This is a genomic window from Pannonibacter phragmitetus DSM 14782, assembly GCF_000382365.1.
Lineage (GTDB): Bacteria > Pseudomonadota > Alphaproteobacteria > Rhizobiales > Stappiaceae > Pannonibacter > Pannonibacter phragmitetus.
Genome location: NZ_KB908225.1, coordinates 13574 through 31259, shown reverse-complemented (window position 1 = coordinate 31259; position 17686 = coordinate 13574). Strand labels below are relative to the sequence as shown.

General features: G+C 64.0%; 7 protein-coding genes. 5 read left to right on the top strand and 2 right to left on the bottom strand.

Going from position 1 to position 17686, the window contains the following annotated elements:
* Positions 1-4 precede the first annotated feature (4 nt).
* Both H163_RS0115070 and H163_RS22955 read right to left on the bottom strand, forming a co-directional pair.
* On the bottom strand, positions 5-1621 hold the full coding sequence (locus H163_RS0115070) for a hypothetical protein (RefSeq protein WP_019965430.1): 1617 nt from the start codon (positions 1619-1621) through the stop codon (positions 5-7).
* Positions 1622-1718: 97 nt separating this feature from the next.
* Positions 1719-2759: a sensor domain-containing diguanylate cyclase gene (locus H163_RS22955; RefSeq protein ID WP_160118288.1), complete on the bottom strand. Its 1041-nt coding sequence runs from the start codon at positions 2757-2759 to the stop codon at positions 1719-1721.
* A gap of 405 nt (positions 2760-3164) precedes the next feature.
* Here H163_RS22955 and H163_RS0115060 point away from each other — a divergent pair, with 405 nt between their 5' ends.
* The 5 genes from H163_RS0115060 (at position 3165) to H163_RS24020 (ending at position 17539) form a co-directional block, all read left to right on the top strand.
* Entirely contained in the window at positions 3165-4907 is a 1743-nt protein-coding gene (locus tag H163_RS0115060) for a ShlB/FhaC/HecB family hemolysin secretion/activation protein (RefSeq protein WP_147290471.1), read from the top strand.
* A 14-nt stretch (positions 4908-4921) separates the two neighbouring features.
* The gene (locus H163_RS0115055) at positions 4922-15478 is read left to right on the top strand and encodes a two-partner secretion domain-containing protein (RefSeq protein WP_019965427.1); all 10557 of its coding nucleotides are present in this window, start codon (positions 4922-4924) and stop codon (positions 15476-15478) included.
* Positions 15479-15488: 10 nt separating this feature from the next.
* Positions 15489-15935 carry an SMI1/KNR4 family protein gene (locus tag H163_RS0115050; RefSeq protein ID WP_115336657.1) on the top strand — a complete coding sequence of 149 codons (447 nt, stop codon included), beginning with the start codon at positions 15489-15491 and terminating at the stop codon, positions 15933-15935.
* 285 nt (positions 15936-16220) lie between these two features.
* A complete protein-coding gene (locus H163_RS23735) occupies positions 16221-16967 on the top strand; it encodes a hypothetical protein (protein WP_019965425.1) in 747 nt (248 codons plus the stop codon).
* On the top strand, positions 16967-17539 hold the full coding sequence (locus H163_RS24020) for an Imm42 family immunity protein (protein WP_081626036.1): 573 nt from the start codon (positions 16967-16969) through the stop codon (positions 17537-17539). Before H163_RS23735 ends, H163_RS24020 begins: the two co-directional genes overlap by 1 nt.
* Positions 17540-17686: the final 147 nt, after the last annotated feature.

Sequence of the window (17686 nt, the reverse complement as noted above, 5' to 3'; positions counted from 1 at the left end):
CAGTTCAGCGGCAGTCCCGGGCGATCAGGCCGAGGCGGACCCCGTCCAGATTGACCGGCTGCATGTGATAGGTGGTGCCATTGAACGCGATGGCCTTCGCATCCGGCGCCGTGGGGGAGCCTGTGTCCACGCTGTAATAGACTTCCGGGCCCAGGTTCAGCGGCGACAGGGACAGATTTTCCCAAGCATCTACATCAATGTAGTTTATTTTGTCCTTTGCCATATTGATGAAGTTGAAAGTGACAGGATGCGGGCATGTGTTGGTGAGCGTGATGGGGGCCCCCACTGCCTGTCTGTCGCTGTCCAGACGAAAGCGGGTTGCGCCCGGTGCCAATGAACCCTTCCGGACGGCGTCCATGCGGGCATAATCGGCATCACTGAAAAAGCGCCCCGAAACCGTGAAGATGTGCTGGTTTTCTTCCTCCGCATTCTTCGGCGGGCGCACTTCCCTGCGGTATCGTGCAAATCCGGCAAACCGCATCTTCCCGTCCTTGCCGTGCACCCGCAGAAGGCCGGTCTGCCCGGCCTGTGCGCCGGCCGTCATTGGGGAAATGCCTGCAAAAATCAGTGGCACCGCGAGAAGCTTGTCCTTCTCGAAGCTGGGGCCTTCACTGCTCCAGTAGCGCAGGCCTTTCACCTCCTGAGGATAGGCGAGATCCTGAAGCGGCATCGTCTGCTCGACAAAGGCGGGGGGCTCACTGGTGCTGATGGTGAGATAGCCGGACAGGCCGGTCCGGGCGCTGGCATCTCCACCTGGCGGGGGCTCAAGTTCCGCCAAGGCCACGGTGTTGGCCTCAGAACCGAAGCCCCAGTAGTGGAAGGCCCTGACGGCGAAACGGCGCTCGATGATCTGGCCATCCCGGGCCGTACGGAACAGGAAGTCTGCCACCGCCCTGCCGCCGCTGCCGGTCTCTTCAATCGTGGCCTTGCTGAAACAGCTGGCGTCGAAGGCGGCAAAATTGTCCGCGATCATGGCTGCCCCGCAGCTGTAATCCCGCTCTTCGGCACCAAAGATGGCCGCTATCCTGTCCTGCAGCACGATCATGCCCTGTCCCGGAAACGCGGCTCCCCATTCCTCGCGGGGGGCAAGGTCTTGCGGATTGAGGTCAACGGCGGCCATCGCCTCCTCGCTGAGCGGGCCGGAATAGGGGCTGTTCACATGATCATAGACGACCCAGCCAACAAGGGCGAATGAGCCGAGCAGTGCCAGATCGCCAAACCCGAGGCGCCGCTTCTGTGACACTTTGGCGGCTTTGGCGGCCGGGTCCGGCGCGGCCTTTTTCTTTTCGGGTTCGGGCTTTTGGGGCGCTGCGGCGGGGGGCTGGTCAGCCTCCTGTTCTTCCCTTAAGGGCGCCGCTTCGCCCGGCGTGTGCACGGTCGTGACCGCTTCCTGGCGCAGCACCAGCAGGGCCTTGCGCTCCTTCAGCCGGTCTCCCCGTGCCACTTCCGCAGCGTCGATGATGCCGGGAAAGGGTGCCGAAATATTGATCCAGCCTGATGCTGAATTCAGAACCGCGATGACCTCCTCTTTCCTGACGTAGTGGTCCTTGCGATCCTCCACCCAGATGACCGTGAGCGGATAGTCTGCGTCAGTTGGCGGAAAGATCTGAAACTTTGCCACGCATGCCCTCACGCATGATTCACTGTGGCAGCAGTATTGCCTTTGAATACAGGCCTGACAACGCCGGAACGGTTGCCGCCCGGTCAAGCCGGGGAGGTTACAGAGACTTGCGGTAAGACTGCTCAGCCGTGGCCAGATCCCACGAACAGACAACGCAGTTGCGCCCGCGTTCCTTGGCCGCATAGAGGGCGGCATCGGCGCGCCTGAGGGCATGCTTGATGCTGAACTCGCCGTCCGTCACCATCGTCACGCCAAAGCTGGCGGTGATGCTGGTGGTGTCCGGCAGGTATTTCGACAGCCGGTCGCGGGGCATGGCGGCAATGCACTGCTGCAGGCGCCGCGCCACCTTGCCGGCCACATCCGGCGCGGTGGCGGGCAGCAGAACGGAAAACTCCTCGCCGCCGATCCGCGAGAAGGCATCATTTTCGCGCAGGGCCGCCTGACAGGTGCGGCTGACTTCTTTCAGCACTTCGTCGCCGGCCGCATGGCCGTAGGTGTCGTTCAGCTGTTTGAAGAAATCGAGATCGAAAACGATCAGCGCATTCCTGTGCCCGTCTGCGCTTCCGTCTCCGCTTCCACTTCCGCTTCCGGCGGACAGGAGGGCACGGCTGCGCCGCTCGAAGGCGCCGCGCCCGGGAACGCCGGTCAGCCAGTCATTGTCGGCCACGCGGCGCAGTTCCAGATTGTGCATGACGATGGCAGCCAGCTGCTGCAGGATGTCCTCGTCGCGGGGCGTAAAGTCACGGGGCTTGCGGTCGAAGATGCTGACCGTGCCGATCCGCACACCGCCGGGGGCAATCAGCGGCGCCCCGGCATAGGCGCGCCACTGATCCGGGCCGGTGACATAGGGGTTGTCCCGCGTCCGCTCGTCGGCCAGGGCGTCAGGGATCAGCAGCGCCTTGTCCGAAAGCACCGTGAAGCGGCAGATCGCATGTTCCAGCTGGGTTTCCCGCTTGTCAAAACCGGGGTGGGACTTGAACCACTGCCGGTCCTTGTCGATGAAGCAGATGACGGCAACCGGCGCCTCGAAAACCGTGCGCGCCAGCTCCGTGATCCTGTCGAACCCGGCCTCATAACCGCTGTCGAGGATCTGATAGCCATCCAGCACCTTCTGCCTGTCCGCGTCCTGCATCGTCATCTGCCCCTCCAGGCTGTCCGGATCAGCATAAGTGGGACTGCTTAAAAACTGTTCCATCACGGGCATGGAAACTTTCCGGATCTGCTGCCGGTTCTTCCGCCGGGTTTAGCCGGTTTGACGACGCTGCGTCAGCTGCGCCGGACCTTGCGCGAAGCTTGCCGCGCCTTTGGATGCAACCGCAAAACAATCGCAGGGTTGCTTTACAGGGTGGCTTGGCAAAAGTACGAGGGCGCCTGAGCTCCGGTTGCGGGAAACTGGCACCCGGACACTCATGACGTGCAGCGGAAGCCTGGGCAGGTGTCTTCCGCTGAGTGGAAATCACAGGGAAGAGACGCCTTGTTTCAGACGTACCTGTCCGCAGTGCGCGTGATCACACGTGCGCAGCGAATGGCTCCTTTTTGCTCTGTGAGTGCCCCTCGTGGCCTCTCCCGCCTGCTGGTGTGCGCGGGTCTTGCCCTGATGCTGGCTGCGGCTGCGGGTGGCAGCGAGGTGTCTGCGCAGGGCGTGCCCGCCGAGGCCTTGCGGCAGAGCGAGGATCTGCAGCGGCGGCAGCAGGATTTTCTCGATCAGCAGGAGCGGCTGTTCCGGCAGGTGGCCCCGCCGCAGGGTGGGCCGGTGGCGCCGCGCGAGGAGGGCGGCATAGCGCCCGAAGGCGGCACCTGCATTCCGGTGAAGCGGGTCATCTTCAGCAAGGCCAGCGTCTTTGAGCCTGGGCGGCTGCAAAAGCTCGTGCCGGACCGTGATTGTCTCGGCATCGCGCAGATTTCCGCCATCGTCCGCGACGCGACCAATCTTTATGTCGACGCCGGTTTTGTCACCTCGCGCGCGTATCTGCCGGAGCAGGATCTTTCCACCGGCGAGCTGCGCATCGAGGTGCTGGAAGGGCGGGTCGAGACGGTGGAGATCCACCAGAACGGCGAATTGCGCCAGCGCGGCCATGGCGCTCTGCCCGGCGTCACCGGCCAGATCCTCAACATCCGCACCATCGAGCAGGGGCTCGACCAGATCAACGGCCTGTCCTCGAAAGACGCCAAGATCAGCCTCAAGCCCGGCGCGGAGGCAGGTTTCAGCATCGTCGTGGTGGAGATCACCGCCAAGCGGCCCTGGCGGGCGAGCGTTGCCGTGGACAATTCCGGTTCGGAAAGCACGGGCGACGTGCAGTTTGAAGGCTCCTTCACCGTCGAGGACCTGTTCGGCCAGTTCGAAACCCTGTCGCTGGTGCACAAGCGCAGTGATCCGTCCCTCGGCGAGCCGAAGGCCAGCGAAAGCACCTCGCTGCAGCTTGCCGTGCCGCGCGGCTTCTGGACCTGGCGCTGGTCGTCCTCCTTCTTTCAGTATTCCTCGGAAGTTGAGGGCCAGCTGCAGAGCTTCCGCACCTCCGGCACCAACTGGACGCACAAGGGCGAGATCGAGCGGCTGCTGTGGCGCGATCAGGTGAGCAAGACCCATGCCCGTGTCAGCGTCTCGGTGAAGGATGCAAGGAACTATCTGGAAGACACGAAGCTCGGCACCTCCAGCCGCATTCTCAGCGTGCTGCGCGGCGAGGTCTCGCACACCCGCCAGATGCTGGGCGGCAGCCTGACACTGCAGGCCGGGCTTGATCAGGGCACGACCTGGTTCGGCGCGGCGAAGGACAGGCTGGCAGAGACGGGCGCGCCAAGGGCGCAGTTCCTCAAGAGCGACGGCGAAATCAGCTTCCTGCGCGGCTGGCAGATCGGCGGTGTGCAGGTGGTGGCCAGCACCCGCCTTGCCGCGCAGCACAGCCCGGATCTGCTGTGGAGTTCCGAACAGCTGAGCCTTGGCGGCAGCTCCACCGTGCGCGGCTTTGACGGGCAATCCCTGTCGGCGGTCAACGGGCTTTACAGCCGCAACGAACTGTCGGTGACGCCGCCGCTGATCCCCGCAGACCTGGCGAAATACGCCGGTCAGCTCAGCCTCTTTGCCGGGCTCGACAGCGGCTGGCAACTGCCGGGGCCGGGCGCCGTCGAGGGGCAGGAGCATGTGCTGGGCGCTGCCGTTGGCGCGCGTCTGCAGGGCGGCATCGTCTTCGGCGAAATCTCCTACGAGCGGGCGCTTCAGGCCCCGCGTTCCTTCACCAGAGAGCCCGTGCTGCGCCTGCGCGCCGGGCTGACACTCAGCAATTTCTAAGAGGGGCCCAGAGCATGTCTTCTTCCCTGAACAGCCTTTTGAGCCGCCGCCTGCGCAAGGCCGCTTCCGCCTCTGTCTCCCTGCTGACAGCCACCAGCCTGCTGCTGCAGACGTCCTATGCGGTCTATGCCCAGACAGTCGTGGCCGATCCTTCTGCACCGGCGGCCAACCTGCCGCAGGTGACCACGGCGGGCAATGGCGTGCCGCTGGTGAACATCGCCGCGCCGAACGGCTCCGGCCTGTCGCACAACAAGTTCAGCGACTTCAATGTCGGCACACAGGGCCTGATCCTGAACAACGCGCGCACCATCGGCCAGTCGCAGCTCGGCGGCATGGTGGTGGCAAACCCCAATCTGGCCGCCAGCCCCGAAGCACGGCTGATCCTCAACGAGGTGACCAGCACCAATCCGTCCCTGCTGCAGGGGGCGACGGAAGTGCATGGCGCGCGCGCGGACTACATCCTCGCCAATCCCAACGGCATCACCTGCAACGGCTGCGGCTTCATCGGCACGCCGCGGGCAACGCTGACCACGGGTACGCCCGTGCTTGATCCGGCCACCGGCGCCCTGACGGGCCTTTCCGTTGACCGGGGCATGGTGACCATCGGCGCGATGGGGCTGGATGCGCGGCAGGCGGATTACTTCGACATCATCAGCCGGGGCCTTGCCATCAACGGCGTGCTGCACGGGCAGGATGTCAGCGTCATCACCGGCCGCAACGATGTGGACTACGCCACCCGCACGGTGAAGGCCGTGAAGGCGGATGACGGCAGCGAAAAGCCGGAGTTCAGCATCGATTCCTCGGCGCTTGGCGGCATGTATGCCGGTCGCATTGCGCTGGAGGGCACGGAGGCGGGCGTCGGCGTGCGCACGCCGCAGAACATGTCGGCCGGTGGCGGCGGCATGGTGCTGACCGCCGATGGCAAGCTGGTGATGCAGAAGACCGTCTCCCAGGGCGCCATCAAGGCCCGCTCCCGCTCGGCAGATGTGACCGTGAAGGGCAATCTCCACGCGGGCACCTCGCTGGACCTGCAGGGCGCAACCGCGATCCGCGTGCTGGAGCATGTGGTGGCAGGCGCGCAGCGCGACGTGACGCTGAAATCCGGCGGCGATGTCAGCCTGAAGGGCGATGTCCTCGCCGCCGGGCTGGCGGGTGATGGCAGCGCCAGCCAGAGCACGGGCAATCTCGGCATCGAGGCGGGCGGCAATGTGGATGTGGCGGCCTCGCAGACCCTGTCGGCAGGCGAAGCCCTCACGCTCACCGGCGGCGGCAGCCTTGCCTCAGGCGGCAAGATCACCGGCGGCAGCCTCTCGATCGCCCTTGGCGGCGGCCAGCCCGGCGCGGGCCGCAATGCTCTCACGACCAGCACGGACAGCCTGCTTCTGGCGCGCAGTGGCCCGTTGATCCTCTCGGCCGGAAACTGGACCCATGCAGGCACGGCAGGCGCGGTTGGCAATGCCTCCATCGCCCTGTCCGGCGCGCTCGCTTCCTCGGGCGGAAGCCTGATCCTTGCGCAGGGCGGGGCACTCGGCCTCAGCGCCGCTGCCCTGGACCATGCGGGCAAGCTGGAGGCGGGCAGCAGCCTGACGCTGACCCTTGCCGGAGACCTTGCCGCCCGCAGCGGCAGCCTGATGGCCGCCCATTCCGGCAGCATGGTGGTCAACGCCGCAAACTGGACCCATGGCGGCGAAGCCACGGCCAGCGGTGCTCTCACGGCGGGCCTGTCCGGCGCGCTCAACACGCAGGCAGACAGTCTCATCCTCGCACAAGGGGGCAACCTGACGCTGAACGCCGCCAGCTGGTCTCACGCGGGACAGGCAGCGGCCTCCGGCACCATCCGCGCCGTGCTTTCGGGTGGTCTTGAGACCCATGCCGCCAGCCTTGTACAGGCGCAGACCGGCGCACTCGATCTGCGGGCGGCGAGCTGGCAGCACGCGGGCGAGGCAAGCGCCCATACCGCGCTGACAGCCGCCATCGGCGGTGCGGTTCTGACCAATGCGGGAAGTCTCATCCTCGCCGGTCCGGGCGGCCTGATGCTGAATGCAGGCAATCTTGCCCATGCCGGAAAGGCCGGTGCGGCAGGCACTGTGGCCGTGACCCTGGCCGGGGACGCAAGCCTTGCTTCCGGCGGCCGCCTGATCGCAAATTCCGGATCTCTGACGCTTGATGCAGCCAATCTCGCCCATGCGGGTGAACTGGCCGCAGGGTCTGCGCTGGCCTTGCGGCTGCGCGGCGCGCTGGACAGTGCTGCAGGCAGCGTCATTCTGGCGGACGGCGGCAGCCTTCAGCTTGAGGCAACGCGCTGGACCCATGCGGGAGAGGCGAGTGCAGGTGGCCGTGTCACCGCCGTCATCGGCGGTGCGGTTGAGACGCTGGCGGCCAGCCTGATCCTGGCCGAAGGCGGTGATCTGGATCTGACCGCAGGTACGCTGACCCACGGCGGGCAGGCGGGAGCGGCAGGGTCCATCGCCGTAGCGCTCGCCGGGGACGGAGCCGTGCTCTCCGGCGCCCGGCTGATCGCAAGCGGAGGCTCCCTGAGGGTCGACGCTGCCGGTCTCGCTCATGCCGGTGAACTGGTTGGGCAGAAAGACCTGAGCCTGCGCCTGAGCGGTGCGCTATCCAGCTCCGCCGGAAGCGTGCTTCTTGCAAGACAGGGCGCCTTGAGGCTTGAAGCAACGCGCTGGACCCATGCCGGGCAGGCGGGCGCCGGTGGCCGTGTCACCGCCGTCATCGGCGGTGCGGTTGAGACCGCAGAAGCCAGCCTGATCCTGGCCGAGGGCGGTGATCTGGATCTGACGGCTGGCAGTCTGATCCATGGCGGAGAGGCGGGAGCGGCAGGCGATGTGGCCGTGACGCTGTCCGGCGATGGCACCGTGCTGTCCAGCGGACGGCTGATCGCAAGCGGAGGCTCCCTGACGGTTGACGCCGCTCATCTTGGCAATGCGGGTGAACTGGTTGGGCAGAAAGACCTGAGGCTTCGTCTGCGCGGGGCGCTGAACAGTTCCGCCGGGAGCGTACTTCTTGCAAGACAGGGCGGCTTGACGCTTGAGGCAACCCGCTGGACCCATGCCGGGCAGGCAGGTGCCGGTGGCCGTGTCACCGCCGTCATCGGCGGTGCGGTTGAGACCACTGGGGCAAGCCTGATCCTGGCCGAGGGGGGCGATCTGGACCTGACGGCTGGCAGCCTGACCCATGGCGGACAGGCGGGTGCTGCAAGCGATGTCGCGGTGACGCTGTCCGGGGACGGAACCGTGCTGTCCGGTGCGCGCCTGATCGCCAGCTCGGACTCGCTGACATTTGAGGCCGCCAATCTTGTTCATGCAGGGGAACTGGCCGGGCCGGAGGGCGTGAGCCTGCGGCTGCGCGGGGCGCTGGACAGCGCTGCGGGCAGCATCATTCTGGCGAAGCGCGGCAACCTGCTGCTTGAAGCGGCGCGATGGAGCCATGCCGGTCAGGCCGGTGCCGGTGGCCGCGTGAGCGCGGATGTTGGCGGCGCCATCGAGACCACAACGGGCAGCCTGATCCTCGCCGAAGGGGGCGACCTGACCTTGCAGGGCTCCGGCCTGACCCACGGCGGGCAGGCGGGAGCGGCAGGCCATGTGGCCGTGACGCTGTCCGGGGCGATGCGGACGCTGACCGGCAGCCTGCTGGCCGCAGAAGCGGGAGACCTGGATCTGGCGGCAGGCGCCTGGACCCACAATGGGCAGGCCACGGCCAGCGGATCGCTGACCGCCCGTCTGTCCGGTGCCCTTGCCACGCAGCAGGGCAGCGTGATCCTTGCCTCCGGCGGGCGGCTTGATCTGGCTGCGGAAAGCTGGGGCCATGCCGGGCAGGCCGGCGCTGCGTCCGGGCTGAAAGCCGTTTTCTCCGCTGATGTGGACACGGGCGCAGGCAGCCTGATTCACACCGGCAGCGGCAGCTTCGATCTTTCCGCCGCAAACTGGCGCCATGCCGCCGAGGTGAACGCAAGCGGGGGCATTTCAGCGGATCTGTCTGGAAGCCTCACCACAGCCTCCGGCAGCGTGCTGTCGGCCGCCTCCGGCAATATTGATCTGAACGCTGTGGGCTGGACCCATCGCGGGGCGGCCGGTGCTGGCGGAAACATTGTTGCGGTTCTGACCGCAGGCCTTGTCACGCTGGCCGGAAGCCTTGTCTCGGCACAGGCGGGCGATCTGTCCGTGACGGCCGCCAGCTGGAGCCATGCCGCTGAAGCCGGTGCTACCGGCAGCATCACCGCCAGCCTGACCGGCACGATGGATACGTCCGCGGCCAGCCTGATTTCGGCCCAGTCCGGTGCGCTGAACCTCTCCGCAAGCAGCCTGACCCACTTCGGCCGGGCGGCGGGCGGCACGGATCTGCGGCTTGTGCTGGCCGGTGGCCTGACGGCGGCGGGCGGCAGCCTGCTGCTGGCCCGGAACGGCACGCTGGATGTTTCGGCCGGCAGCTGGGTGAATTACGGCCAGGCCGGAGCAGGCGGCAGCCTTGCCATCCGGCTGACGGAGGATCTCTACACGGACACAGCCAGCCTGCTGGTGGCGCAGGGCGGCGGGCTGACGCTGACAGCCCGCAACTGGACCCACGCAGGCGAGGCAGCGGCCTTTGGCAGCTTCAGTGCGAACCTCTCCGGCACGCTCTCCACCCTTTCGGGCGGCACCGTGACGGCCCATGCCGGGGATCTGCTGCTGTCCGCAGACGTGTGGTCCCATGCAGGGGCTGTCAGCGCCGGGCGCAACGCCACCCTGTCGGCCGGCGGGCAGCTGGTGACGCAGGCGGGCAGCTCTGTCGCCGTCCGCTCCGGCCTCCTGACGCTGAATGCCGGCACGTGGTTCCATACGGGCGAGCTGAAGCTGGCGGCGGGCCTTGATGCCACGGTTGCCGGTGCCTTCACCACCACAGCCGGAAGCCTGATGGCCTCCCAGGATGGCACCCTCGGGGTGAAGGCGGCCGTCATCCACCATGACGGGCGCATCAGCTCGGGCGGCAACATCAGCCTTGAGGCCCTGTGGGAGCTGCGCAACACCCAGACCAGCATGCTGACCACCAGCGGCGGCGATATCCGGCTTGCCGGGGGCTCCCTTGTGCATCTGGGCGGACTGGGCGCCGTGCGCAATGCGCTGCTGCGCGTCACGGGAGACACCTACAACGAAGGCATTCTGGCCGCGCAGGGCGACCTCGACCTCTCGCTGGGCGGCAACTTCCTCAACACCGGCACGATGCTGGCCGCAGAAAACCTGACCATCGGCGGCCTTGCCGCAGGTCAGGCGGCGGGTTCCGTCGTCAACGAGCTTGGCCATATCGAGGCGATTTCCGGCGGGATGTCGATCCGGGCAGGCTCCGTCATCAACCGCGGCACGGCCCCCAGCGTCACCACAACGGAAACAGTCAGCACCGAATCGATCGACAAGGGACGGTACAACAGCTTCTATTTCATTGAAGTCGTCACGACTAAGCGGATCACCGAAGTCTTTGCCAGCGCCGGGGCACCCGCACAGATGCTTGCCGGTGGCAACCTCTTCATCAGTGCCGGAAGCATCCTCAACGAATATTCCACGATCTCTGCCAGCGGCAACATCCGCATGGAGGGCGGCTCCCTGATCAACAAGGGGCGGGAGCTTGTCGAGCAGTTAATCGTTACGACGATCCGGGATGTCTACAAGCGGAAGCCCTGGAAGTACCGGTATTCGGATGACCTCGGCACCACCGCCTCCTCAGCCACGATAGGCTCCGTCCCGGCCATCATCGCCGCAGGGGGAAGCTTCAGCGGCAGCTTCACCGGGCAGGTGGACAATGTCTCCATCCGCCAGAATGCCGGGCAGGTGGGCCAGTCTTCCGGCGCAGGGGTGCCCTCGGGCTCTTCCACCGACTTCCTGATGCCGGGCCAGCTGCCGGGCTCCAGCCTTGGCAGTGCGGGCACGGTTTCCGGCGTGGCGGGCTCTGGCGGCGGGGTGAATGCCTCCGGCACGCTGGCGGGCTCGCTGGCAGGCAGTGGCGGCGTTTCCGGTTCCGTCTCCGCCGGCGGCATTGCCGGTTCCGTCTCCGCCTCCGGCCAGTTGCCGGCGGGCGCGTCCGGCTCTGCCTCTGCCCCTGTCTCTGGCCCTGTCTCTGGCCCTGTCTCTGGCCCTGTCTCCGGTTCCAGCGTCCGTCCCGCAACCTCCGCCACCACCGGCCTGCCGCTGCCGGTACTGGTTCTGCCGGTGTCGGCGCTGACGATCGTCAGCGAGAACCCGCAGGCGAAGTTCCTCTTTGAGACGCGGCCGGAATTCGTCGATCTCAGCCGCTTCTACGCCTCGGACCGCTTCCTCAACAGCCTTCCGGCCTTCAACCCGGACATCACCCAGAAGCGCCTGGGCGATGCCTATGTGGAAACCAACTTCATCCGCGAGCAGCTGCTGCGCCAGACCGGCAAGCGCGCGCTGGCAGGCACCTACACCGACTATGACACGGTGAAGCTGCTCTACGACAACGCGCTGACCATGCAGGGCGCGCTGCAGCTGACGCCGGGCGTGGCCCTGACGCCGGAGCAGATCGCGGCCCTGACCGTGGATGTGGTGTGGCTGGAGGAAGCCGTCGTCAACGGCCAGAAGGTGCTTGTGCCCCGGCTTTATCTTGCCCCCGGCAACCGGCCGGATGTGCAGCTGGCCGGGGCGCGCATCACCGGCAGCGGCGTGTCGCTGGAGGCGGGATCTCTGACCAACAGCGGCAGCATGATTGCCTCCAATGGCATGACCCTGCGCACGGGCGGCGACCTCGTCAACTTCGGCGGCACCCTGTCCGCCGCCACCATGGACCTCACCGCAGGCGGCACGCTGGCCAATCTCTCCGGCCAGATCACCGGCGGCAGCATCCGCCTGACGGGGCAGGACATCCGCAACGAAACGCTGGCGCGCACCGTGGACGTGTTCAGCGGCACCATGCAGACCAACCAGCAGCGCGCCACCATCACCGCCTCCGGTCCGCTGAGCCTCAACGCCGTGCGGGACCTGACCAGCATGGGCGGCACCCTGTCTTCCGGCGGTGACATGCGCCTGTCCGCCGGGCGCGATGTGAAGCTGGAGACGCTGAAGACCGAAACCAGCTTCCGGATCGGCGGGGGCCGCAGCAGCACCCTCGTGGACATCACCAGCCATCAGGGCTCGTTGCTGGATGCCGGCGGCAATCTGACCGTGACGGCAGGCCGCGATCTCTCGGTCCTTGGCTCCACCCTGGCCGCGACAGGGGACACGCGCCTTGCCGCAGGCGGGGACGTGACCATCGCCTCCGCCGAAAACCGTCACCGCACGGAGCAGACGGCCAAACGCCACCACTCCGTGAAGGACCACGGCCAGACCGTTGGTTCCCTGGTGGATACGGGCGGCAGCCTGAAGATCACCTCCGGCGGGGACACCGCCATCACCGCCAGCAGCCTGCTGGCCGGGGAGGATCTTGCCGTTGCCGCCGCCGGAAACCTCTCCATCGAAGGGGCAAACTCCATCCAGCGCGAGTCCTATGCCTCGAAGTCCAGCGGCTTCCTGCGCAAGAAGGAAAGCCGGGGCAATTCCAGCGAGGATGTCTACACCGGCTCCATGCTGCTTGCGGGCGGGGATGTCAGCCTCAGGTCCGGGCAGGACCTGACCGTCACCGGCTCCACCATCATCGGCGCGGGCGATGTGGCGCTCTCCGGGGACAGCGTCACGCTCACCACCGGTCAGGCCGCCTTCGACAGCTACACCTTCGAGAAGAAGTCCGGCCTCTTTGCCGGGCGCAGCCCGGGCGGCTCCGGCTTCTCCGCCGGCTACCGCCGCACGAAGGAGGAAAGCTCCACCTCCGGCGTCACCAATATCATGTCCGCCATCAGCGCCGGTCAGAACCTGACGGTCACCGCCGCGAAGGACATCAACGCCACGGGCACGGCCCTGATGGCGGGCGAGGATCTGACACTGGCCGCAGGCGGTGACGTCAACCTCCTGGCCGCCACCGACAGCTTCGCCGCCAGCCACCACAGAAGCGACCTCTTCATCGGCGCCACCGTCTCCGCCGCCTCCCCCCTCATCGACGCAGGCAACAAGATTGTCTCGGGGGTGCAGACCGTTGGCAGCGGCAAAGGCAATCTTGGCTACAAGGCCCTCTCCGCCGCTTCCGGTGGCCTGAAAATCCTGGATGCGGTCAACGCCCTTGACGGGATGTTCGGCAAGGAAACCGTCTCCGGCCAAGATGAAAAGCAATGGAAGGGTGGCACCATCGCCAGCCTGACGCTTGGCGTCGGTGCTTCCAGCTCGAAGAGCAGCAGCAGCCAGTCGGGAGAGGCAGCCCGTGTCACGACCCTTTCGGCGGGGAATGATCTGATCATCAGCGCCGGGCGGGACATCGTCTCGCAAGGCGCGCAGATTGATGCTGGCAATGATGCGCTGATCGCCGCCGGGCGGGACATCGAGCTGAAGTCCGCGGTCAATACCACCAGCATGGATACGTCCAGTTCGTCGCGCTCGGCCGGTGTCAGCGTGACGGTGGGCGTTGGCATGAAGGGGGAAAGCGTCAGTGTCGGCGCCAGCGTTTCGGCGCAGAACGGCACCTCCTCCAGCGCGCAGACGGCCCACACCAACACCAACATCACGGTTAGCGGCCATGCGGATATTTCAGCCGGACGCGACATTGCGCTGAAGGGCGCGCTTGTTGACGCCCGGTCAGCAGAAGTTGAGGCGGGCCGCGACCTGACGGTGGAAAGCCAGCTGGACGCAGGGACTGGCTCCAGCGCGTCAAAGGGCATGAACGCCGGTGTCAGCTACAACTTCACCACCGGCCAGTTTGGCGCCAATGCAGGGGTCAACGCTGCGCAAGGCTCGCAAAGCCGGGCCTGGGTGGAAACGCCGTCCGGCATTGTCACCGACAGGGATCTGACGGTCACGGTTGGCGGCCACACGCAGGTTACGGGCGGTGTCATCGGCTCGCGTTCGGGCGAACTGGCGCTGGAGACGGAGACGCTCGGGACGCAGGATCTCATCCTGCATGAGACGAACCGGCATGTCTCCGGCGGGGTGAATGTCTCTGTGGGCGTCTCGGAAAAGGGTGACGTCTCGCCCGGCGGCTCGCTCGAAGGGGCCTATGCCAACGCAGAGAGGGAAGGCATCGCCAAGGCCACGATCGGCCATGGCACCATCGTGGTGCGGGACGGGGATGGCAACGGCGTGACGGCCGCAAAGCTGCGGGCTGAGGCCGACGCAGCAGAAGCCTCCGGCGACCCCGCCACCGCCGCCGCCCTGCGCAAGCAGGCGGATGCGGAAGAAGCCTCCGACAAGGCGGCCACGGACACCCAGCTCGCCAGCCTCAACCGCGACCTTGACACGGTCATCGAAGTCACCCGCGAGACCGAAGAGGGCTTTGACCTCTATGTTTCGGACACGAGTGTGAGGGCGGCTGTTGACGCCATCGAAGTCGTTGGAAATGCGCTTGGCGAGGCATTTGCCCAGGTTGGAGAGGCTCTGAGCCGCTCTGGAGAACTGACGCCGGAGGAACTGGAGACGGCGAAAAAAGTCGCCGCTGCGATAAAGGAGGGACGCTTCGATCTTCAGGCGCTTGTGAATTGTTCCGGCAAACAAGGGTTCAACTTCTGGGACCTGATTGTTTCGCCTGCACATGCTTCATCCGGTTGCGCTCTGGTGGACAAGGATGGCGTCAAGATTGCCGACCTTACTGCAAGGGAAAGGGAAGCCTGCGTCCAGATACTTGCGGCTATTATCGAGAAATATGCTGACAAACATCTGGGCGAATCTGACGGGACAGCTGAACTTCCCGCGTCCATCAGGACGATTGCAGCCTCCCTGCGGGCCCTTCTGCCTGATGAGGACGCCATTCAGTTCCTGAACGCAATGGGTATGGCTTCGGGGTACATGCGGGACCTAGCGTTGCGCCACATAGTGGAGAGCTACGACCCGCAGGCCTACAAGGATATTCAGCAGGCTTTCCAGGAACTTGGCCAACTGGGCGAGTTGAGCGACGAGGCCGTCGCCTTGGCGATCGATGCGATTGCCAGCAAGCACGGTTTTAACGAAGCCGACCGGAAGGATCTCAAGCTCGTGGCAGGCTCAGCCGCCGCTGTCCTGATCGGTCTCGGTGGCCGACGGTATACGGGGAAGGCTGTCCATAACAAGGCGCCAGATGTAACGAATACGGGATCGGGAAGATTTTCCTCGATTCAGCCAAGGAATGCAAACGAGGCTCAGTTCCTTGCGAACGCAGAAGCGACATTTGGTAACAGCACCACTTGGGGAGGAGTGACACGGCACCGCAATGAACTGATCATTCAGCGTTCAGATATTGAACTGAGCCCGCAAAACATCAACCTTATGAAAAATGGTCAAGCGCCATTTGTTCGTGGTGCCGATGGTCAGTGGGAGCGAATCCAGTTGCACCATGTTGGGCGAGAGACAGGAAAGCTGATTGAAGTGACGCGGTCGCAGAATCGCTATGACTCTGCGACTGGCGGGCCGTTGCACATCCCGGGACCGGGAGGGCCTGTGCGTCAATCTGGCTATTCAGAAACATATTGGAAGCAACGGTATCAAGACTTCGTGAACTCGGGGCTGGGCACTCCTTAGGAGAGTATTCATGGGAATGGAGCGTGAGAATTTCGAACAGTTGTGCCGGGCCGGGATTATCTCTGGTCCTGTCGATGACTTGGTAATTGAACAGGCTGAATCTGAACTAGGCGTTCAATTTCCAAGCGAATATCGTGAATTATTGCGGGAGTATGGCGCTGTGCTGGCGGATGGTATTCATGTCTATGGGCTTCCGAAGGCAGAGGAAAACGATCCACCACAATGGGAGGACGTTGTTGTCGTGACCAAGCAGCTGCGGGAGTGGGGCCAGGTTGGTACTGATCGACAAAGCTTTATCCCTATTTGTGACGACGGTTCTGGGGTTTACTTCTATCTCGATACGTCTGCTTCTCCTGCGACCAAGATTCACGCAATTGGCCCGGGGGTCGAGCAGGCTTACGGCGCTGGTTTGTTCAGGTTTTTGCTTGATCTTTCGGCGGGAAAGATAGTTATCTAAATCTTCGCGTTCTTCTTCAATCCAATACCTTGGCATCCGACCGGCAGAAGGGCCGCCTGCCGGCATTCTGGCGCAAGCTGGTGCGTGCGTGGTTGCACTATAGCGGGTGGTCATCGTTGCGGATGAGCGGCGAAGCTGATTACCGCCCATGCCGATGATCCTGAAGTTCTGGCCCAGCTTGCCGCTTGCGGCCAGCGGCGGAGCGATGCCCGGCCCAGCCTGTTCGACTGGCTGATCCCGCCTGCCTACGCGGCGATAAGCTGCGAGATCTCCATCGGCGGGGAAATGGTTATCATCCCGCCGGATGTGGCGATGAACTGTCTTCAGATCGTGCAGCAAGTCAGGGGTGCGGCCACAGTTGCTGTTGCCGCAACGGCGCTGCTTGCCGGTGGCTTCTGGCTTGCATCGACGAGGGAAACCGGCGGTGCGATTGATGAAACGCAGACGCTGGATGACGGCACGGTGGTCCGGCTGACGGGCTATGGCTCGGACCGGATCCGCACGATTACGGCGACCTCCCCGGATGGTGTGGTATCCGTGCTTGAGGTTGAAGCCACGGGCTACGGCTATACGTTGATCGGCGGCGCGGTTGATGGCAAGCCAATGACGCCGGACCAGCTGCGCTCCGCCGCCCGGCAGGCGAGCGGCGGTCAGGTGCAGGTTGTCTACAACAGTACGCCGGGCAAGGGGCAGGGGTCACAGACCGGCGCCGCAGGAAACAGTTCCGCTGGCGCTGCCGCTGGCGGCGCGCCGGGTGGGCCGGAGGATGATGAGAAGCCAAGGCGCATATCGAATCCTAAACATCACAGAAACTCAAATAGCCCGGAGCCGCAGAATGTCGATGAGTTATATGAAAAGTCTATAGTTGATAAGAATGGTGTAAGGTGGTCGAAGGATTCGAACGGTATAATACATAGGTTCTCAAAGCCAAGTAATGGCGAGACGCATTGGAACGGATCGACAGGAGGTGTCGATCCAATCAGGGCGCAAAATATTCCAATAGAGATCCGAAGAATTCTTGGAGTTAAATAATGTATATTATAGTTTCAGGAAATCAAAAAAAATTTGCTATTGAATCTGGTGTAGAAAATTTCCTATCGCGCCCAAGTCAGCGAGCGCTGGGATATTTCATTATATATGTTAAAGATAAAATCTATGGCGTTCGCAAGAGTGATGCAACATTACTTGCTTGCTCTTTCGATGCTATACAGCGTCGGCTTGAACGCCGCGGAACTCACGTCAGTTCATTCGGGTTTGATTTGTCGGCAGGCGAACTTGTCCATCATGTGTATTCTTCTATTTATGAGGATCCGCAGAACTTCGAGAGTGTTAAAAGATTCACTTTGGATCAGATCCGTGATGATTTGATTAGGCGTGAACTAATAATGGCTCCCGACGGAGACGCGGCATTTGATGATGGAAGTCATATCGTTCAATTTGACTGCGATAACCAAGTGCGTTTGGTCGCTTTCAGGAATCCTAGTTTAGATTCTAGTGAGGTTCATTCGATTGATGAGTTGTATATAGATTCAGACGAATTTTATAAAATATTAGAGAATTGGAGAGATAGTTTTATTTATTTCTGGGAAAAAGAATTCAAATAATACGCTGGTTCTCGGAATATTTTATCACAAATTTTACAGAGTGTACAGAGACGGTATTCGCCTGACACCCTGCCACTCTGAACCCCGGCGCCATTGGCGGCGTCATCGAGGAGTCCGGGTCTGCGAGCCAGAGCCGCGTTACCGGTG

Coding starts and splice junctions, on each gene's coding strand:
- H163_RS0115055 (WP_019965427.1), top strand. CDS start 4,922: ATGTCTTCTTCCCTGAACAGCCTTTTGAGCCGCCGCCTGCGCAAGGCC.
- H163_RS23735 (WP_019965425.1), top strand. CDS start 16,221: ATGGTTATCATCCCGCCGGATGTGGCGATGAACTGTCTTCAGATCGTG.
- H163_RS22955 (WP_160118288.1), bottom strand. CDS start 2,759: ATGACGATGCAGGACGCGGACAGGCAGAAGGTGCTGGATGGCTATCAG.
- H163_RS24020 (WP_081626036.1), top strand. CDS start 16,967: ATGTATATTATAGTTTCAGGAAATCAAAAAAAATTTGCTATTGAATCT.
- H163_RS0115050 (WP_115336657.1), top strand. CDS start 15,489: ATGGGAATGGAGCGTGAGAATTTCGAACAGTTGTGCCGGGCCGGGATT.